The following is a 19930-nucleotide window of genomic DNA, read 5'->3' on the forward strand; positions in this document are numbered from 1 at the left end:
GGTGGCCCGAATGTCCGTTTCGAACCGGTGGGACCATCACACCGGTTCGGAACCTGCTTCCTCGACCAAGCGGCGGGTACTCAGAATACGACACCATCCCCGACCGGTTTCCACCAGCCCTCGACTGGAAAAGTCCACCATGATCCGAGCGACGACCTCTCGCGTCGTTCCAATGCGTGCGGCGATATCCTGCTGGGTGCGTGGGATTCGGCCATCGGTATTCACATTGGCGAGTAGGTATCCGGCCAACCGCTGGGAGACCGTTTGAGATCTGCTGTTTTCCAATTCCCCCATGAGCCGGAAGACCAATGTGGATAGGGCGCGGAGCGTGATATCCTGAATGCAAGCTTCCTGGGCAAACAAGGTCCGGTAGACACGACCCGGCACGACGGCGACCAGGGTGTCCCGTTCGCTTTCCACCCAGGCGGGGTAGGATAGGTCATTAAACAGGCTGTTGAGGGCGATAATACAGGTTTCGCCCGGGGTGATCTGGTAGAGCGGGGCTTCCTTGCCGTTGGCCGAAAGGGTGAAGACCCGAAGGCCACCGGACATCACGAAATAGGCACCGGAGACGTCCTGTCCCCGATGGACGACCGTTTCCCCACCGGTGAAGCGGTGTAGCGTGGTGCCTGAGGACAAAAGCTTCCGCCCTTCGGTCGATAGGGCTTGGAAGATGGCGATTTTCTCCAGGGTATCCAGGGGGGTCATGGTGCGGTCTTCCTTTCCAACCGGGGCGCGGAGAGACTGCCCAGGAAGGCCACGATGGCATGGATATCCTCGTCATTCAGACTTCTGGGGTGAGGGGAGGCGAAGGTTCCGGCTTGCGTGAGCCAATGGGGGGCCGGTGTGGGGGCCGATCCGCTCAGTGTTATGCCCAGTTGGTTTTTCGCCATGAGTCGCACCGCCTCCTCAAGGGTATCCACGGATCCATTGTGCAGATACGGGGCGGTGAGCGCCACGTTTCGCAGGGAGGGAATGCGCCAAAGGGCGTTTTTGCCCTTGTCGGCGGTCAAGTGATATGTCCGATCCGCCTCCGTCCCCACCGCATGCAGGGGGGCGAACGGTCGATAGGGGCCGATCAGGCTGGCGCCGCTGAAGTTCGGTCCGGCATGGCATTGGACGCATCCCACGGTCTCGAATAGCCACATGCCCCGCTTTTCCCGCTCCGTAAGGGCCGAGGTCTTGCCTCGGATGAATTGGTCATATCGGGTGTTGGGGGTGATGAGGGTTCGCTCATAGGCGGCGATGGCCCGCGCGATGGAGTCTCCGTTGATCGGAACATTGGAGCCGAAGGCCACAGAAAAGGCCGTTCTATAGGTTGGGTCTGCGCGCAGACGATCCGCTGCGGTTTCGATTGAGGGCATGCCCATTTCAATGGGATTGAGGATAGGGCCAAGGGCCTGGTCCTCCAGGGATTTGGCCCGCCCGTCCCAGAACAATCTACTCTGGAAGGCGGCGTTCCAGACGGTGGGGGTATTGCGGCTTCCCCTCTGCTTGTCGATTCCCAGGGCTGTTCGCCGCCCGTCAGCTCCGGCTTGGGCCACGATGGCATGGCAGGACGCGCAGGTCAGCGATCCGTCCCTGGACAGGCGGGGCTCCTGGAACAGCCGCGCGCCCAAGGCGATTTTCGCTTCCGTCGGAGGATCTCCCGGGGGATAGGGCGCCTGGAGGGGCAGGGCTTTCCAACGGTGGTGGCTGGCTCTCCCGGTGGTGAAATCGGTGTTTACCGGCAAGACAGTCTCCTTCGTTAGAAGGGGAGTGATGGTGCGCTCTGGAAAGGTGGACAGGATCAGGAGAACGATCATCTTCAGGGCGAAGGCGAGGACGCCCATGCCCAGGGCGCCACCAACGATCCATCTTTCCTGGCCTAGGCGTTGTCTGAGCCGGTCAAGGCCCGTGTTCGCGGGAACGAGGTCCCCGCGAACGATCAGGAGAAGGGCCACGACCCCGGCGAGGAGAACCGCGCCGCCCGTGGCGAGGGTGATATTCAAGCCGGGAAACATGGCATCCCTCCCTTTGCTGGAGTGAATGGGATCAGCTTGGAACAAGCTGGCCCCATTTCACTCTCATTCTTTGAGTTTTAGAGTATGTTCGAGGCCAAGTTTGGTCGCGAAGCACGGTACACAACAGGGCTTTGACCCGTCGCCCACTGGGGCCGAAAGGCCCCAGACCCCGGGCGCATATTTTCAAAAGAAAAATGGGGGTTTGGGGGCATTTGCCCCCAAATGGGCTTGGGCAATCGCCCAAAAAAGACGGATCACTGTCGTGTACCGTGGTCGCGAAGCGACCCAGCTTGATCTCGGAATACTCTCGGCAGAAGCTTTGTCAGTTATTCAGCCGCAGGGCGACGAAAGAAGCTGTCCGTCGGGCTGGCTGTGGAAACTTCGGTGATGGAATCGAAGGGCAGCCCGGCCTTCTCGTGGGCCCGACGTACGGCTTCGGCGTCCGGGGCCATGTTCAAGCAAAAGGCCCGGCCTTCTGCGTACCCTACATGGGTGCGGATAATGATCACGCCTTCTTCGGCGCAAGCCTGTTCGTATCCGACGTAAAACCCCTCGAACCCCTCGGGGGTCAGGCCTTTAGGGAAGGTGCCCTTGGTTTGGTCGTGGGTGTCGATAAAAAGGCGCATGGTTCGGTCTCCCGTTCGTGTGAGGTATTGACGTGACGGGGGACAGGGTAAGGGGGACGGATTGCTCCGTCCGTATCCTGGGTTACAGAGGACGCGAAAACCCTTGGAGAGTGATCTCTTTCACCGCCGCGCCGGGCCGTGTATTCCGTTCCACAAGGGAACGACGGTCGGGTCGGATGGGAGGCAAGAAAGAACCCCGCCGAAGCGGGGTTTTGGGATCAAACGGATGGAAGAGTGCAGGGTACACGCCAGTGTTTCGTGTTTTTTGGGCGATAGCCCAAGCCCATTTGGGGGCAAATGCCCCCTAACCCCCATTTTTCCTTTATAAATAGGAACCCGGGGTCTGGGGGCTTTCGGCTCTAGGGGGGCTATGAGAAAAGGCAGATTAGCCTTGTTTGGCCCGCAATTCTTCAATCTTTTTGCGCAAAACATCATTAAGGCCGCTCATGGATCCGGTGTTCTTCAGCACAGCCTTGTATTCGCTCTGAAATGTCAGGGCCAAGCTGACACCTTCTACCTTCAGATCGATGACCCCAAGTTTGCCGTCATTCTCTCGAAGGACCCAAATCACCTGCAGGGGCTTATCGTCCTCCTTACCGATGTTTGTTGTGACTTCGTGGATCGTGCCGCCCCGGGTTTCACGGGTATTGGTGTTGGTAATAGTGATCTTTTGGCCGCCATACTCGTTGAAGCGCGACCCCCAATTGATCACGTTCAAGTCCCGAAAAAGGGATTGAAACTCCTTCTGTTCCGCGTCTGACGCTTTCTTCCAATAGCCTCCAACCACGAACCGGGAAATAAAATCCAGGTCGAAGGCGGTATTCAGGAGTTTGTCGAAGCGCTTGACTTTCTCATCGGCCGCCACGTCAGCCTTCAGAATGTCCTCAATGGCGTAGCGGCTCAATTCTTGGACGAAGGCCGAGGGGTCGCGGGGCATGTCCTCTGCAAGGGAGGGGGTGACGGCACCAAATGCCAAGCTAAGCGCCATTAGTGGCACCATGACGCGTTTCGTGAAGAACATGAACCCTCTCGTTTGGATCTTCTTGGGCGACTGGGTCTTCTTGGTCAACGTGGCCGATGCCACGGAACAAAATCAAGACCACAGTGGGTACCACGGAAACGGGCCGGGCGCCACCCTCACGGTAGGCTCCCTGTCTCGTATCGGGGGCCGGGGCCCGGTGTTTGACCGCAGAACAAGGATCTCTTTGGGGAAAGCTCTTGATATAAAGATATGTTTATATCAACATACGTTGGTGATTCGGGATGCTTGTCTGAAATGGGCGCGGATCCCGCCAGCCCATGCGTTATCAATCCGCGTACTATCAACTTATGCGTTACGAGGGGAAAGGGAATATTGGAAACGGTGCTGTCCGGCTTGCGTGCTGCGGCTGAGTCCACGAGGCTCCGGCTATTGGCGCTTTGTGCCCGGGGGGATCTGACCGTGTCCGATCTTGTCCGTATTCTTGGAATTAGCCAGCCGCGCGTGTCCCGACACCTTAAAGTGATGTGTGAAGCTGGATTGCTTGAGCGCTTTCGCGAGGGGGCCTGGGTTTTCTACCGTTTGGCTCCGCTGGGTGTGGGGGCGGGTGTGGCCCGCTCTATTGTTGGCCTTTTGCCGGAAGAGGATAAGGATCTGGTCTTGGATCGGACTCGTCTGGCGGCCATTCAGGAGGAGCGAGCGGCTAGGGCTGCGGAGTATTTCCGTGCCAATGCGGATCAGTGGGATGACCTTCGGGAGCTCCATGGAGCCGATGGCCCCGTGGAGGAGGCTCTGGTGAACCTGTTCATTGGTCGCGGAATGGGGGATGTGCTCGACCTTGGCACGGGAACAGGACGCGTCCTAGAGCTGCTCTCTCCCCATGCTGATCGGTGCGTGGGGATCGATCAATCCCGGGAGATGTTGTCCGTTGCTCGGGTTAACCTGGAACGGGAAGACATTCGGAATGCCCATGTGCGTCAGGGCGATATGTATGCCCTGCCGTTCTCCGGCGGGGCCTTCGACGGGATTGTGATCCATCAGGTTCTGCATTTTGCGGAATATCCCGGGGCCGTTGTTTCGGAGGCAGCCCGGGTGCTCCGACCCGGGGGACGGTTGGCAATCGTCGATTTGGCCCCCCATGAACGTGAAGAATTGCGCGAACAACATAACCATCGTCGCCTGGGATTTCCCGGGGGCGAGATTTCCGGATGGTGTGCAAATGCCGGTCTGCAGGTCCAGGATATCCTGGACCTGCCTGGACCAGCTTTGACCGTGCGGCTTTGGGTGGCCGACAGGCCATCAGAGCCCATCAGCACCAAGGCTAGCAACAAGACATCGGAGCGGGTGGCCATCGCCCCCCGAACCCAGACGATCGACCAAGGGAGTTCCCAACTGTGACCGCGTCCACCGAAGCTTCTCCGCTCATCGCGGCCCCCCTGGGCAAGCGTGACTTGAATGTATCCTTTGAATTCTTTCCGCCTAAGACGGACAAGATGCAGACCCAACTTTGGGAGAGCATCAAGCGGCTGGAGCCCTTGAACCCCAGCTTCGTGTCCGTGACCTACGGGGCCGGTGGCTCCACCCGGGAGCGAACCCATGATACGGTGGCTCGCATCCGCAAGGAAACCTCGCTGGCCCCTGCGGCCCATCTGACCTGCGTGGAAGCCACGCGGGAGGAGGTCAATGAGGTCGCCAAAGCCTACTGGGAGGCGGGCGTCAAGCATATTGTCGCGCTGCGTGGCGATCCGCCGGAAGTCGGGGGGACCTATTCGCCGCATCCGGGAGGCTACCCCTATGCCGTAGACTTGGTGAAAGGCCTGCGCGACGTGGCCGACTTCGAGATTAGCGTTGCGGCTTATCCCGAGGTGCATCCGGCGGCCGCAAGTCCGGAAGCGGACCTGGACAACCTGAAGCGCAAGATAGATGCCGGAGCGACCCGGGCTATCACCCAGTATGTCTTCGATGTGGACATGTATCGTCGTTTCATGGACCGGGTGCGGGCTGCGGGGATTACGGTGCCTGTGGTGCCGGGGATCCTGCCGGTGACCAACTTCGCCACCGTGGTCCGCTTCTCCGGTGCCTGTGGGACATCGGTACCCAAGTGGATGCACGAGTTGTTCGATGGGCTGGACGCCGATCCCGAGAGTCGCAAGTTGGTTGCCGCGACCCTGGCAGCCGAGCAATGCCGCGCCCTCTATGACGACGGCGTCACCGACTTCCACTTCTATACATTGAACCGGGCGGATCTGGTTTACGCCATCTGCCATATCCTCGGTGTCCGGGCCGCAAAGCCCGCATCCGATACCACCACCGAACCCAAGACCGAGGGAGCCTCCGCATGAGCAAGTTTCTCGACCACCTTCGCGAGCGTGTCCTGCTGTGCGACGGCGGCATGGGGAGCCTCGTCCAGGCCATGGACCTGTCTCTGGAAGAGGATTTCCAGGGGCAGGAAAATTGCACGGAAATCCTGAACCTGACCCGCCCGGACGTGATCCGGGAAATCCATGGTCGCTATTACGACGCGGGCGCCGACTGCGTGGAGACCAACACCTTTGGCGGCTCGACCCTGACGCTGGCCGAATTTGGCCTTCAGGACCAGGCCCATGAGATCAACAAACGGGCCGCCGAAATCGCCCGCGAGGCCGCGGAACAATACGCCGACGGCAAGGACCGTTTTGTTCTGGGCTCCGTTGGGCCGGGCACCAAGCTCCCGAGCCTGGGGCACGTCGACTACGACACCCTGAAAGAGGCCGTGCGCATCCAGTGCGAGGGGCTGATCGACGGCGGCGCCGACGCTATTCTGGTCGAGACCTGCCAGGATCCCCTGCAGTTCAAGGCGGCCATCAACGCCGCCAAGGCCGCGCGCCTCAAGTATGGAACCGATACGGCGATCATGCTGCAGGTTACCGTGGAGACCACGGGAACCATGCTGGTGGGCGCCGATATTGCCGCAGCCGCTACCGTCGCCCATTCCCTAGGCGTTGACAGCCTGGGCCTGAACTGCGCCACCGGCCCCCAGGAAATGAGTGAGCATGTGCGTTGGCTGGCGGAAAACTGGCCACACCTGATTACCTTGCAGCCAAACGCGGGTCTACCCGAACTGCTTGACGGCAAGACCCACTATCCCTTGACTCCCGCCGAGCTGGGCGATTGGCATGGCCGTTTCATCAGCGAGGATCGGGTGAACATGGTTGGCGGTTGCTGCGGCACCACGCCGGAGCATATCGCTGCCGTCAACGCCAAGCTCGATGAGCTGGGCAAGGGCAAGCGCCCGGCTCCGGTCAAGAAAACCGTCCATTGGGTGCCCGCCGCAGCCTCCCTTTATGGTGCGGTTCCCCTGCGTCAGGAGAACGCCTTCCTGTCCATCGGCGAGCGCTGCAATGCCAATGGCTCCAAGAAGTTCCGGACCCTGCAGGAGAATGAGGACTGGGATGCCATTGTTGGTATGGCCCGGGAACAGGTGAAGGAAGGCAGCCATACCCTGGATGTCTGCACCGCCTTTGTTGGCCGCAACGAAATTGCCGACATGACAGAGGTGATTACCCGTCTGCGCGGGGGCGTGAATGCGCCTCTGGTGATCGATTCCACCGAGACTCCGGTAATCGAGGCGGCGCTCAAGCTCTATGGTGGTAAGGCCATCATCAACTCCATCAACTTCGAAGATGGTGAGGAGCTGGCCGAAGAGCGGGTGAAGCTGGCCAAGGAATTCGGCGCTTCCGTCGTGGCCCTGACCATCGACGAAGAGGGCATGGCCAAGGATTGCGAGAACAAGCTGCGCATCGCCAAGCGCCTCTATGACTTCGCGGTGAACAAGCATGGCCTGCCCGCCAGTGACCTGATGTTTGACCCGCTGACTTTCACCATCTGCACGGGCAACGAGGACGACCGTAAGTTGGCCGTCGAAACCCTGCATGCCATCAAACGCATTTCCGAGGAGATGCCCGATGTGCAAATCATCCTGGGTCTCTCCAACGTCTCCTTCGGCCTGAAGCCCATTGCTCGGCATGTGCTGAACTCGGTTTTTCTGGACCATGCCGTGAAGGCGGGGATGACCGGGGCGATCGTTCATATCTCGAAAATCGCACCGCTTCATAAGATCCCCGAGGAGGAGCTGAAGGCCGCCGAGGACTTGATCTTTGACCGTCGCGAGCCGGGCAAGGATCCGCTTCACGCCTTCATCGCCCTGTTCGAGGATCGGACCGAAGCCAAGAAGGAGGTCAAGCGCGCTGAGAAAGTCGAGGACCGCCTGAAGCAACGCATCGTCGATGGGGACCGCCTGGGACTGAATGAGGACCTTGACGAGGCCATGAAGAGCTATGAGCCGCTGGAGATCATCAACACCCTGCTGCTCGCCGGCATGAAGGTGGTTGGTGAGCTGTTCGGCGCGGGCAAGATGCAACTGCCCTTCGTGCTCCAGTCCGCAGAGACCATGAAGGCCGCCGTGGCCTATCTGGAAAACTTCATGGAAAAGGTGGAGGGCCAAGAGAAGGGCATTCTCGTGCTCGCCACCGTGAAGGGGGATGTGCACGACATTGGCAAGAATCTGGTGGACATCATCCTGTCGAACAACGGCTACAAGGTGGTGAATATCGGCATCAAGCAGCCCATCGCCTCGATTATCGCTGCGGCCAAAGAGCATAAGGCCGATGCCATCGGCATGTCGGGCCTGCTGGTGAAGTCCACGGTGATCATGAAGGACAACCTGGCGGAATTGGCCCGGGAAGGCTTCAATACGCCGGTCTTTCTGGGGGGCGCGGCGCTGACCCGTGCCTTCGTGGAGGAGGACTGCGTGGCGGCCTACGCCACCGGTGGTCGGGTGGCCTATGCCCGTGACGCCTTCGATGGCCTGGATCTGATGGCCCGGGTCGTGGACGGCAAATTCGACGAGCATCTGTCCGGGATTCAGGATAAGCGGTCTGATCGGCCCTCCCGCAAGAAGGGAAAGGCCGAGGAAGGGGTCGCCGACAACGACGATGTGACCGCGGATCAGGCCAAGGAAGGCGCTACGCGCGGCTTCGCCGATCGCCCCGTGGATGTCGAGGAGGTCAAAGTGCGCCGGGCCGAGTTGGCCAAGGACCACGCCATCCCGACCCCGCCCTTCTGGGGTGCTCGGGTGCTGGAAAACATCTCCCTGAAGTCGCTTGTACCCTATATCAACGAGACCACCCTTTACCAATTTCAGTGGGGGTTCCGGAAGACAGGCAAGACCCGGGCCGAGTGGAAAACCTGGGCCGAGGAAAACGTCCGCCCGATCATGTTTGACATGCTGAAGCGGTGTGCCGAGGAGACCATCCTGGAGCCCAAGGCCGTGTACGGGTATTGGAAAGCTGCGAGCGAAGGGGACGCCATCGTTCTGTTCGACGAGAACGGTACGACGGAGGTGGGTCGCTTCGACTTGCCCCGTCAAAAGAAGGAGGGTGGCATCTGCATGGCCGACTTCATCCGCGACGTGGATAGCGGTGAGCGGGACGTGATCGGTTTACAGGCCGTCACCGTGGGGGCTAAGGCCTCCGAGGTGGCTCAGGCTTGGTTCGAGGAGAACAAGTACAAGGACTACCTCTACCTCCACGGCATTTCGGTTGAGACGGCGGAGGCCATGGCCGAATATGTCCACAAGAGGATCCGCGCTGAGCTGGGCTTCGCCACCGAGGATGCGCGCGACGTGGAGCGCCTGTTCAAGCAGGAATATCGGGGGTCCCGATATTCCTTTGGCTATCCGGCCTGTCCGAACTTGGGTGATCAGCAACTGTTGCTGGATCTGCTGGGAGCGGATCGGATCGGACTTTCCCTATCCGATGAGGATGAATTGGTGCCAGAACAGTCGACATCTGCGGTTGTGTTGTTGCATCCACAGGCGAAGTACTTCCGGGTGTAATTATCCGGGGGGGGCCTTATACCAAGCGGCGCGGGTTGAAACCCACGCCGCTTTTCTTGCGTTCAAACGCCAGGCGGGCTTTTACGCGCCATAAGGCGCGGCGGCCACTTGGCCGCTTCCAAGGTGCGGTGTGTCAAACTCACCGCACCTTGGTATTAGCCCCCCGGATTTTTTTGAAGAAAGCGGATTTGCTGAGAGCGGACCAATAAGGGATGTGCGCTGGGTTATAAAATATAATTTTCCAAATTTAATTGAAATGTTAGATGAAATTCCGGCGATATATTCTGGCGAGAATTTTGTGACGTTTATTGTCCATGATTGTCATGGAGGGCCAATAAAGTGAAGGACTACAAAATAATATGGCTCCCGATGTTTGTTGATCGGCAGTTTGATATTTTCATTTGCCGAAAATTAAGCTAACAATTTGTTTTTTCTGAATAAATAAAAAGTAGAAATTGCTTTACAATCGGAATGGTACTTGTTTGAAAGACGCCTCCATTTTACCGCGTATTGAAATAACGTTAATACGTATTATTATGGATTTCCAGCTTGGCGTGCATCGATGGTGGGGTGGACGGCCATTGCGTTCTGGAGGTGGCGATGAACGTATCCGTAATGGACAAGGCGTGGGGCTATTTCGAAAAGCTGTTTAAGGCTGATGAGCAAGACGAATTGGTTGCTTCTCTGCAAGATGTCTTGAATTTCTTCTCTGTTAAGTATTTTGCATATTTGGGTTTGAATTTTGGAACAGGGCATACTCATCCGATCCCGATTTCAACATATCCTAAGGAATGGTGTGATCGATATTTGGAGAATATGTACTACTCTTTTGATCCCGTTATCCAGGAAGCACGAGAGAATAATCTTCCGTTCGAATGGGGAAATCAACAATATCGAAGCAAGCTTTCGAAAACACAAAAGAAATTTTTCAACGAAGCGAGTGAGTTTGGTGTCGTTGGTGGTTTGACATTCCCGATGCATGGTGTTCAAAATCAACTTTCTTCTATGAGTATTGCTTGGTCTGAAAATCGAGAATTGGACCTTTATGAAAAGAACATGTTGCAATTGGCGGCTATGCATTTTCATGTCCGGCAAGTGGAAATCATTCGGCGTGATTTGGGTGCCCATGTGGGGAATGCGCGGCTATCTCCTCGGGAAACGGAGTGTTTAACCTGGGCTGCCAATGGGAAGAGTGCCTGGGAAATTGGCGCGATCCTTTCTCTCTCTGAGCATACAGTTCGTGAGTACCTGGGTAACGCTATGCGCAAATTGGAATGTGCGAACCGCGAGCAGGCCGTTGTCACTGCCGTTATGAGAGGACTCATTACCCCCTAGGGCACAACCCCTCAGAACGGGGGGATACGCATCAGTCCCCGGAACGGTTCTCATCAAGGTCTAACGAAACCTCATGGGAGCTGAACCAATGATGATTCTGGTCGAGGGGGCACGTCACCACGTCTTTCAACATGCTATTGATGAAATGCATCGTCTAAGGGCGAGGGTGTTTGATGATCGTCTTGGGTGGGAAGTGACGGTCGAAAACGGAAGAGAAATCGATAGATTCGATGCCTTGAATCCTGACTACCTTATCCGGATTGACGAGTCAGGGCTTGCCACGGCTTGTGTCCGCTTGTTGCCGACTATGGGTGGGAACATGCTGCGGGACGTGTTTCCTGAATTGGCTGGGGAAAACGGCCCCCCCGCCGCGCCGAATCTATGGGAGAGCAGTCGATTCTGTGTTGATCACACCAGCATTGGGCAACGCCAGGGTGGTTTGAAGTCGGCCACTTTCGAGTTGTTTGCCGCCCTGCTCGAGTATGGGCTCTATCGTGGCGCGGACGCCATTGTCACCGTCACTGACCTGCGCATGGAGAAAATCCTCAATCGGGCTGGCTGGCCTCTTCGTAGGCTCGCCGAACCTCGGCAAATCGGGGTGACTAAGGCGGTTGCAGGATGTGTCGACATCAGCGCGTCCGCTTTGGCGACCGTGCGGGAGCGAGGCGGCTTGGAGGCCACACCGGTTCTGGTCGCCCCAGTCTACGAGGTGGCTGCCTGATGAACACGAACAACGTTGTCAACATTCGTGCGCTCCAAACAGAACTTCAGGAGGAGGGCACCAGCCGACAGGTCGCCATGGACAGGATCGTGTCTTGCCTGGAATACCTTTCCTATCGGGCATCTGCCGTCGGTGCGGTTGAGACGTCCAATCTGATTGGTGTATCGATCTTAGCCGCTAAGCAGGAGAAAGAGCGGATTTAGAGCCTCTTATACCAAGCGGCGCGGGTTTAAACCCACGCCGCTTTTCTTGCGTTCAAACGCCACGCGGGCTTTTACGCGCCATAAGGCGCGGCGGCCACTTGGCCGCTTCCAAGGTGCGGTGAGGCAAACTCATCGCACCTTGGTATGAGCGGAAAAGTGGGGGCCGAAGGGAAGGTGGAGTGGATAACCGGTTTTCCGCTCCACCCGATGTTCTAACCACAGGAGTCTAGACCAAGTTATCCGTCCGAAATCGAGTCCGATTTAGGACGATTTGATCCAAATTTTGATCTGGATCGGACGGAGGTGGATTCACCTTTTGTCCGGTCTAAAAATACCCGCAATGGAGGATGTTTTTTACTGAAGTGAATAGGGGTTGTTTTGTTGCGTAAAATGGTTATGGACAGGTAATTGTTCTTATTCTAAGTGTTGTGCTCTAACTATTTTGACAAAAGTGGGGCCGTGGTGAAACGATATTCCTCGAAGAACCCTGATCCGATTGATGTCTCCGTGGGGCGGCGTATTCGCCTTCGCCGTAGACTTCTGAAAATTTCGCAGGAGGCGCTTGGGCAAGCGATTGGCGTCACCTTTCAGCAAATCCAGAAGTATGAAAAGGGACAGAATCGTGTGGGTTGCGGTCGTCTGTGGGATTTCGCTGACGCCTTGAGGGTCGACATTTCCTTTTTTTTCGAGGATTTGGAAGGAATCGATTCATTAAGGACTCTGGTTCCAAGGGTCCAGGCAGAGACGGAAAAAGGGGCAAGCCAGTCCCCTATACCGGGTGATCCTGTTTCACGCACTGAAACCCTGGAATTATGCCAAGCCTTTTGGCAGTTGAAGCCGGGTGCACGCGAGGCCTTCCTACATTTCCTGACTGCGGCGTCCAGAATACCTGCGAGCGAGGGTCTGGAGGGAGACCAAGACGCAGCCTGACAACAGGAGACGAGGGGCCGAGGGGCGGCGTGTTCGTTGTTTTCGTAATGGGACAGCTCACATAAGCCGCCCGAGTCCCGATGGAGCTTCGGGGGAAGGGGACCTCATAGCGAACTCTGCAGCCCACGACAGGGCGGCGTGCGTTCAGGGGCGACTTTGAGCAGGCTCAGAATATGAGCTGGAATTTTGGAGCAAAATGTATATGCTGAAATCTTAAATTAAGAAATTCATCTTTTTGATTGTTGTGTAATTTTGAGGTTATTTATTTTAATAAAGCATCAAATTTTATTATTCAATGGCTTCTTCTCTGGCTTATAGAAAGGGGAGAGAAGTTTTGTAAGAGGGAAATGTTTTTCTAATTAATATTCTGAATAAAACCTCTTTTTGGAGGTGAATACCGCATGGGGCAGTCGGGCATCGGAGAAGGGAGATAATTTTATGACCCCGGAGAGGCTTGATTGGATATGATGGGGCGCGCACTTTTTCCCCGCAAAATGCGGGTGAATGTGGGGATCGGAAGTGGATTCGGACGAATACCTATTCCTGGAAGAGGATGACTCGCCCACCGATGAATTGGTGGAGGAGGAAGGCTGGAAGGTCCTTATCGTCGACGATGATGAGGAAGTGCACCGGCTAACCCGTTTGGTTCTGCGAGACTTCCTGTACCAAAACAGGCGACTCACCTTCCTGTCGGCCCATTCCGGGGCTGAGGGGGAAGCGGTGTTGCGTGCCAATAGTGATGTGGCCGTCGCGTTTCTCGATGTGGTTATGGAGACCGAGGATGCGGGGTTGCGGTTGGCCCGGACAATCCGCGAAGAAATGGGGAATGCCAAGATACGCTTGGTTCTTCGGACCGGCCAACCTGGACAGGCGCCGGAGCAGGAAATTATCCTGCGTTATGACATCAACGACTACCGGTCTAAGACCGAACTGACCGAAGCCCGCTTGGTCAGCACCTTGGTGTCTTCCCTGCGTGCCTACCAGCAGGTGGATGCACTGGAAAGGGAATGGCGGGTTCTGGCAGAAGCCAAGGAGGCTCTGGAAGAGAGGGTCGCCGAACGGACTAGGGAATTGCGGGAGAGCGAGCATCGTTTGCGCTCAATCCTGGATGCCTCTCTGTTACCGATCCTGGTGGCCAGCGAGGGGGGAGACGCGGTTTATTTCATGAATGATCGCACGGGTGAACTCTTGGGGCTGTCCCAGGCGGAGGCTCAGAGTCAGGGGCTTAGTGCGATTTGGGTCGATCCCCGGGACGGTGATCGAGTTCTGCGCATGGCGCGGGAAAGGGGCCGCATCCCCGATTGGGAATGCCGAATGCGAGGGGCTCGGGAGCGGGAGTTCTGGGCTCTGGTTTCGGCGATTCACATGACCTATGAGGGCAAGCCCTCCGTTTTTCTGTCCTTCAACGATATTTCGGCTCGCAAGGTGATGGAAGAGGACCTCAAGCGCTTGGCCTTGACTGATCCTCTGACCGGGGCAGGGAATCGGCGCATGTTGTTGGACCGCGGGGGCGAGGAGGTTCGTCGGGCGCGTCGGGAAGGCGCGGTCCTGACGGCGATCATGGTCGACCTGGACCACTTCAAGTCGGTCAATGACACCTTGGGTCATGCCGCAGGGGACGAAATTCTAAAGGGGATCGCCTCAACAGCGTCTGGCCTTTTGCGTGACGTGGATATTTTCGCGCGCATGGGTGGCGAAGAGTTTGCCGTCCTTCTCCCCTCTACCACGCTGTCCGAAGGGGCCTCTGTCGCTGAACGAATCCGCGAGAGTTGTGCAAACAAGGTCTTCGCTGGTTTGGGGGTGGATAAGCCTTTGACTGTTACGGTGAGTTTGGGTGTGGCATCCCTCGATTTGGCCGATGGGGGCGTTGAGGATCTGTTGATTCGGGCCGATAGTGCCCTTTATCGAGCTAAGTCTGGCGGTCGGAACCGCGTGGAAGTTCAGAATAGTACGGATTGATAGGGCTTGGCTGGGGTCCCGACGTCTGGCGGCCCCTTCAACGGCAGGGGAGCGTAATACGAAGCGGCGCGGGGGGAAACCCACGCCGCTTTTATTGTGTGGCGCCTACGCTGCCGCTATGCCCCAAACGCCACGCGCGCTTTACCGCGCCGTAAGACGCGGCGGTCACTTGGCCGCTGGCAAAATGCGGTCGCTGTGGCGAACCCCATGAAACGGGTAGATAAAATTTTTTGCTGATGAGAAATGTGACAAATTGCGCACGATGTGCGTTTTTTCTTGGAGGGAGCGCACAAAGCGCGCATATTTCTACTTGGTTACAGGATGGAGGTTGGGTTCAACCGGCAACAGATCTTGTCTCTGTGGTGTTTTGCGGTATCCAGGCCCGCTTCAGAATCCGCTTCTGACAAAATAATCCCGAACGGGAAAGGAGCCCCTTTAGATGAACGCTGTTATTATTTATCCCGCTGTCTACCATGGGGAAACCCGGGTTGTTCACTCAGGGGGCGTAGGTCCGGGGAGCAAGGTCCCGCAGTCGACCTCGGGATCTGATATCCGAACGGTCGCACCGCTTCAGGACTTGCGAGAGGCAAGCCTGCACATGGAGCAGGCCTTGGAACAGGTGCGGGATGTGGTGGACCGCCTGAATGCCGATCAGGTCCGTGCCGGAGATCAGGCCGCCTGCCTTGGATATCTGAGCGGTGCTTTGAGTGAGCGCATGGGTGACCTGCGCCGGGAAACCGAAAGCTTTGTCAGTTTCCTAAGGAGCTAGAGTATTCCGAGATCAAGTATGGGTCGCTTTGTGACCAAACTTGGCCTCGAAGAGACTCTAAAACCAATAGAATGAGAGTGAAACGGCATCAGCTTGAGTCAAGCTGATGCCGTTTCACTCTAGAAGATCCGAAGGCAGAGTCCGGAAGGGGAGGTTCTATTCCCCTTCCGCGTTACCTTGTGCTTCGAAAGCCAGCGCGACACCATTGATACAATAGCGTTTTCCTGTGGGTTCGGGCCCATCATCAAAGACATGCCCCAGGTGCCCGTTACATTGGGCGCAGTGGATTTCGGTGCGTGGATAAATCAGCTTGAAATCGGTATCAGTGCCCAAGGCTTGCCCTTCGATGGGGCGGCTGAAGCTGGGCCATCCCGATCCACTGTCGTACTTATCAGCGGTCTTGAACAGGGGCGCACCACATCCGGCGCAATGGAAGACACCCGGGCGTTTTTCGTCGTTCAAGGGACTCTGCCAAGCCGGTTCCGTGCCATGCCGACGGAGGACTCGGAACTGGTCGCCAGTTAAGGCATTGCGCCAATCTTCTTCGGACATGGTCTTGGGGGAGGTGGTCTTGGGGGCACTCATCTCACTCACCGTCCTTTTCTTCTTCTTCCCGTCATGGCGGATCCATTGATCCCTCGGGAGCCATGTGGGGCTGATAAGGGGGGCTGTCCAGGGGCTGCGTGCGTTGGATGACTCACCGCTCAGGGTGAAAGGAAGGTTTCGGACGGGAAATGGACTGAAACAAAAATTTTACTGCGGCGCAGTGGGGAGGCTGGTCACCATCCCCATTTTTGATTATGAATGGAAAGTTACGTGATCGTTTCGTATCCGTCTCTCCGTTCCATTTTTTCCCTCTCCGGACATGCCTTCGTCCCACAACCCAGGCTTTGATCCCATGGCGCAAGATCGGACTGACCCCCGCCTCGTGTTGCGCGGAATCGTTAAACGATTTCCCGGTGTTCTCGCCAATGACCGAGTGGATCTGGAGATCTACCCGGGCGAGATCCATGCCCTTCTGGGTGAGAACGGTGCAGGCAAGAGTACCTTGGTGAAAATCATCCACGGCGTTCTGGCTGCGGACGAGGGCGAGATCCGGTGGGAGGGTAAATCCGTTGCCCCCCGCACCCCGGCGGAGGCCCGGGCCCTTGGCGTGGGCATGGTGTTTCAGCATTTCTCCCTGTTCGATTCCCTGACCGTCGCGGAAAATGTTCAGCTCGCCATGGACGGCGCCCGGGATTTGGCCGCCATCGCTACGCGAGTGCGGGACGTCTCGGCCCATTATGGTCTGTCCATTGATCCGGAGCGGCATGTCCACGATTTGGCCGTGGGCGAGCGGCAGCGGGTGGAAATCGTCCGCTGCCTGATGCAGAACCCGCGCCTGTTGATCATGGACGAACCCACAAGCGTGCTCACCCCCCAGGAAGCCGAGGACCTGTTCAAGGTCCTGCGCCGCTTGGCCGACGAGGGGGTCTCAGTCCTGTATATATCCCATAAACTGGAGGAAATCCGTGTCCTTTGCCACAAGGCGACGGTTCTGCGGGCGGGACGGGTGGTGGGAACCCAAGATCCCGGCAGCTGTTCGTCCCAGGATCTCGCCAGGATGATGATCGGTGATGACTTGGCTGTCCTGGAGCGTCGCGCGCCTAAGATCGCTGGCGCGATGCGGCTCAAAGTGGACAACCTGTCCATGGCATCGGATACGCCTCACGGGGTGGATCTGCGCCATGTTTCCCTCGACGTGGCCGCTGGAGAGATTCTGGGCATCGCCGGCGTGGCGGGCAACGGCCAGAACCTCCTGCTGGCGGCCCTGTCCGGCGAAACTCACGCTGCCCGGGGCGATGCCATCCGCATCGAAGGCAAGCCCGTGGGGCATCTGGGGCCCCGGGAACGTCGGGAGCTGGGCTTGGCCGTGGTCCCGGAGGAACGTCTGGGCCGGGGTACTGTGCCGGAACTCTCCCTGGCCGATAACGCTTTGCTTTCGAGCTATGGCCAAGGGGAGTTGGTCACCCGCGGTTTTGTCGACCATGGGCGTTCCCATGGCCTGGCCGAGCGCATCATCGCGTTGTTCGGTGTCCGTGCCGTGGGCGCCAAGGCTGCCGCCCGCAGCCTATCGGGTGGCAACCTCCAAAAATTCATCATTGGCCGGGAAATCCTGCAGAATCCCACTCTTTTGGTTGCCAGTCAGCCCACCTGGGGTGTGGACGCCGGCGCGGCTGCGGCCATTCATCGGGCGTTGCTCGACCTGCGGGACAAGGGGGCGGGGGTTCTGGTTATCAGCCAGGACCTGGACGAGTTGTTCGCCATTTCCGACCGTATCGCCGTCATTTGTGCGGGACGCCTGTCCGAGGCCCGTCCCGCCCACGAGGCCACCCTGGAGCAGGTGGGGCTGATGATGGGTGGTCTGTTCGACCCGCCGGATATGGGCGCAAGGGAGGTTTCATCATGAGCAGCCGATCCGTCGGATTCATCTCCCTGGAGCCCAGGGCCCATGCCTCGCGGCAATGGGTTTGGGGGGCGCCTCTGTTGGCGGTGGTTCTTACCCTCTTCGTTGGCGCGATCCTGTTCGCCGCCCTGGGCAAGGATCCTATCGCCGCTTTAATTGGTTTTTTCATCACCCCTCTGACCACGGCTTATGGATTGGCAGAGTTGGGGGTGAAAGCGGCTCCCCTGGCCATGATTGCGGTTGGTCTGGCCGTCGGCTTCCGGGCCAACGTTTGGAACATCGGCGCTGAGGGCCAATTGACCATGGGCGCGATCGTGGCCGGAGGGTTCGTCCTGTCGGTCAATCACCTGAGCGGTTTTTGGATCCTACCCCTGGCCGTGGTGTTCGGCGCCCTGGGGGGAGCGCTCTGGGCGGCCATCCCCGCTTGGTTGCGCATCCGCTTCAACGCCAACGAGATCCTGACCAGTTTGATGCTCACCTATGTGGCCGAACTGCTGCTGAACTGGCTGGTTCATGGTCCCTGGCGTGACCCCGCAGGGTTTAACTTTCCGGAAAGCGAAGTCTTTAGCGCCTCCGCCACGCTGCCACTCCTGTGGGCAGGGACGCGTCTACACCTGGGCGTGGTCATTGCCGTTGTCGCGGTTCTGGCGATCTGGCTGCTGTTGAGCCGGTCCTTTCTGGGCTTCCAGGTGAAGGTCATGGGACTCGCGCCCAAGGCCGGAGCCTATGCCGGATTTAGCCTGAGCCGGGTGGTCTGGATCGTTTTGCCCCTGTCCGGTGCCCTGGCCGGAATGGCTGGCTTCTTCGAAGTGGCCGGACCCATTGGTCAGTTGCAGCCATCGATCAGCCCTGGGTATGGTTTCACTGCGATCATTGTCGCCTTTCTTGGGCGGTTGCATCCGGTGGGGATTCTCTTCGCCGCCTGTTTCATGGCCTTGACCTACCTGGGCGGCGAAAGTGTGCAAATGTTCATGGGATTGCCCTTGGCCGTGACCGGTCTATTCCAGGGCATGATTCTGTTCTTTTTGTTGGGCGCCGATGTGCTGATCCGCTTCCGGATTCGCATCGGTTCCCCCCGTCCGGGAAAGGTCGCCTAAGATGGAGATGGATTTGGGAACAACCGTCGCCATCGCTACCGCCATGGCCCGGGCCGCCACGCCGCTCGCCCTGGCAGCCGTTGGCGAATTGGTGAGCGAGAAGTCGGGTGTCTTGAACCTGGGCGTTGAGGGCATGATGCTGGTGGGGGCGGTGTCCGCCTTCGCCGTCACCGCGACCACGGGCAATCCGGTCTTGGGCATGGCTGTGGCCATGGCTACAGGCATGCTGATGGCTCTGCTCTTTGGCTTCCTCACCCTCGGGCTGATGGCCAATCAGGTGGCCACGGGGCTGGCCCTGACTATTTTCGGTGTGGGCCTGTCGGCCTTTCTCGGCAAGGGCTTCGTCGGCACGCCCTTGCCGGGCCTGCCTAAGCTGGATATCCCCTTTCTGTCCGATATTCCCCTGATCGGTCCGGTTTTCTTCGGGCAGGATCCCCTTGTCTATGTCAGTGTGGCCATTATCGCGGCGGTGTCCTGGTTCCTGAACCATACCCGAGGCGGCCTGATTTTGCGGGCGGTGGGCGAAAACCACGATGCTGCACATGCGATTGGTCATGGTGTCATCGCCACCCGGTATCAGGCCGTGTTGTTCGGTGGTGCCATGAGTGGGTTGGCCGGTGCCTATCTGTCCCTGGTCTACACCCCCATGTGGATCGAGAACATGAGTGCCGGGCGGGGTTGGATTGCCTTGGCTCTGGTGGTGTTCGCCACCTGGAAGCCCTGGCGTGTCCTGCTGGGTGCCTATCTGTTTGGTGGGGTGACCATCGCGCAACTTCATGTACAGGGCATGGGGGTGAACATCCCGAGTCAATTGATGTCCATGTTGCCCTATCTGGCGACCATTCTGGTTTTGGTGCTGATTTCCCGGGATGCGACCCGCATTCGCTTGAACGCACCCGCTTGCCTTGGCAAGCTGTTCCATCCGGAGCGGTGACAGGTCACCGGGGGCCGGAGCGGTGACAGGTCACCGGGGGCCGGAGCGGTGAC

General features: G+C 58.1%; 17 protein-coding genes. 12 read left to right on the top strand and 5 right to left on the bottom strand.

The window, feature by feature from the left end:
- Positions 1-36: 36 nt before the first annotated feature.
- The 4 genes from ACLIRY_RS01400 to ACLIRY_RS01415 form a co-directional block, all read right to left on the bottom strand.
- Positions 37-708 (bottom strand): Crp/Fnr family transcriptional regulator, encoded by a 672-nt coding sequence (locus tag ACLIRY_RS01400; RefSeq protein WP_413203555.1) that lies wholly within the window; start codon positions 706-708, stop codon positions 37-39.
- Positions 705-2003 carry a cytochrome-c peroxidase gene (locus tag ACLIRY_RS01405; RefSeq protein WP_413203556.1) on the bottom strand — a complete coding sequence of 433 codons (1299 nt, stop codon included), beginning with the start codon at positions 2001-2003 and terminating at the stop codon, positions 705-707. The genes ACLIRY_RS01400 and ACLIRY_RS01405 overlap by 4 nt, the downstream gene beginning before the upstream one ends.
- Before the next feature lie 326 nt (positions 2004-2329).
- Positions 2330-2629, bottom strand: a complete 300-nt coding sequence (locus ACLIRY_RS01410; RefSeq protein WP_413203557.1) for a DUF4242 domain-containing protein — start codon at positions 2627-2629, stop codon at positions 2330-2332.
- A 385-nt stretch (positions 2630-3014) separates the two neighbouring features.
- A complete protein-coding gene (locus tag ACLIRY_RS01415) occupies positions 3015-3617 on the bottom strand; it encodes a phospholipid-binding protein MlaC (protein ID WP_413203558.1) in 603 nt (200 codons plus the stop codon).
- Positions 3618-3983: 366 nt separating this feature from the next.
- On the opposite strand from ACLIRY_RS01415, the gene ACLIRY_RS01420 reads away from it, so the two are divergent.
- From ACLIRY_RS01420 to ACLIRY_RS01460, 9 genes are all read left to right on the top strand, one after another.
- Positions 3984-5006 carry an ArsR/SmtB family transcription factor gene (locus tag ACLIRY_RS01420; RefSeq protein ID WP_413203559.1) on the top strand — a complete coding sequence of 341 codons (1023 nt, stop codon included), beginning with the start codon at positions 3984-3986 and terminating at the stop codon, positions 5004-5006.
- Complete coding sequence (gene metF / locus ACLIRY_RS01425; protein WP_413203560.1) at positions 5003-5950, top strand: methylenetetrahydrofolate reductase; 948 nt, start codon at positions 5003-5005, stop codon at positions 5948-5950. Before ACLIRY_RS01420 ends, metF begins: the two co-directional genes overlap by 4 nt.
- The gene (gene metH, locus ACLIRY_RS01430; protein WP_413203561.1) at positions 5947-9483 is read left to right on the top strand and encodes a methionine synthase; all 3537 of its coding nucleotides are present in this window, start codon (positions 5947-5949) and stop codon (positions 9481-9483) included. The genes metF and metH overlap by 4 nt, the downstream gene beginning before the upstream one ends.
- Positions 9484-10032: 549 nt before the next feature.
- Complete coding sequence (locus tag ACLIRY_RS01435) at positions 10033-10818, top strand: autoinducer binding domain-containing protein (RefSeq protein WP_413203562.1); 786 nt, start codon at positions 10033-10035, stop codon at positions 10816-10818.
- Between the two features lie 91 nt (positions 10819-10909).
- A complete protein-coding gene (locus ACLIRY_RS01440) occupies positions 10910-11539 on the top strand; it encodes an acyl-homoserine-lactone synthase (RefSeq protein WP_413204174.1) in 630 nt (209 codons plus the stop codon).
- Entirely contained in the window at positions 11539-11742 is a 204-nt protein-coding gene (locus ACLIRY_RS01445) for a hypothetical protein (protein ID WP_413203563.1), read from the top strand. The genes ACLIRY_RS01440 and ACLIRY_RS01445 overlap by 1 nt, the downstream gene beginning before the upstream one ends.
- Before the next feature lie 507 nt (positions 11743-12249).
- The gene (locus ACLIRY_RS01450) at positions 12250-12672 is read left to right on the top strand and encodes a helix-turn-helix domain-containing protein (RefSeq protein ID WP_413204175.1); all 423 of its coding nucleotides are present in this window, start codon (positions 12250-12252) and stop codon (positions 12670-12672) included.
- 519 nt (positions 12673-13191) lie between these two features.
- Entirely contained in the window at positions 13192-14631 is a 1440-nt protein-coding gene (locus ACLIRY_RS01455; protein WP_413203564.1) for a diguanylate cyclase, read from the top strand.
- A 439-nt stretch (positions 14632-15070) separates the two neighbouring features.
- Positions 15071-15400 (top strand): hypothetical protein, encoded by a 330-nt coding sequence (locus ACLIRY_RS01460; RefSeq protein WP_413203565.1) that lies wholly within the window; start codon positions 15071-15073, stop codon positions 15398-15400.
- A 156-nt stretch (positions 15401-15556) separates the two neighbouring features.
- On the opposite strand, the gene msrB is transcribed toward ACLIRY_RS01460, so the two are convergent.
- Positions 15557-15985 carry a peptide-methionine (R)-S-oxide reductase MsrB gene (gene msrB / locus ACLIRY_RS01465; RefSeq protein ID WP_413203566.1) on the bottom strand — a complete coding sequence of 143 codons (429 nt, stop codon included), beginning with the start codon at positions 15983-15985 and terminating at the stop codon, positions 15557-15559.
- A gap of 313 nt (positions 15986-16298) precedes the next feature.
- On the opposite strand from msrB, the gene ACLIRY_RS01470 reads away from it, so the two are divergent.
- The 3 genes from ACLIRY_RS01470 to ACLIRY_RS01480 are packed head-to-tail and all read left to right on the top strand — an operon-like array spanning position 16299 to position 19877.
- Positions 16299-17849 (top strand): ABC transporter ATP-binding protein, encoded by a 1551-nt coding sequence (locus ACLIRY_RS01470; RefSeq protein WP_413203567.1) that lies wholly within the window; start codon positions 16299-16301, stop codon positions 17847-17849.
- Positions 17846-18943 (top strand): ABC transporter permease, encoded by a 1098-nt coding sequence (locus ACLIRY_RS01475; RefSeq protein ID WP_413203568.1) that lies wholly within the window; start codon positions 17846-17848, stop codon positions 18941-18943. Before ACLIRY_RS01470 ends, ACLIRY_RS01475 begins: the two co-directional genes overlap by 4 nt.
- Before the next feature lie 7 nt (positions 18944-18950).
- Positions 18951-19877, top strand: coding sequence for an ABC transporter permease (locus tag ACLIRY_RS01480; RefSeq protein ID WP_413204176.1), 927 nt, complete (start codon positions 18951-18953; stop codon positions 19875-19877).
- Positions 19878-19930: the final 53 nt, after the last annotated feature.

This window comes from Rhodospirillum sp. A1_3_36 (assembly GCF_047263945.1).
Taxonomy (GTDB): domain Bacteria; phylum Pseudomonadota; class Alphaproteobacteria; order Rhodospirillales; family Rhodospirillaceae; genus Rhodospirillum.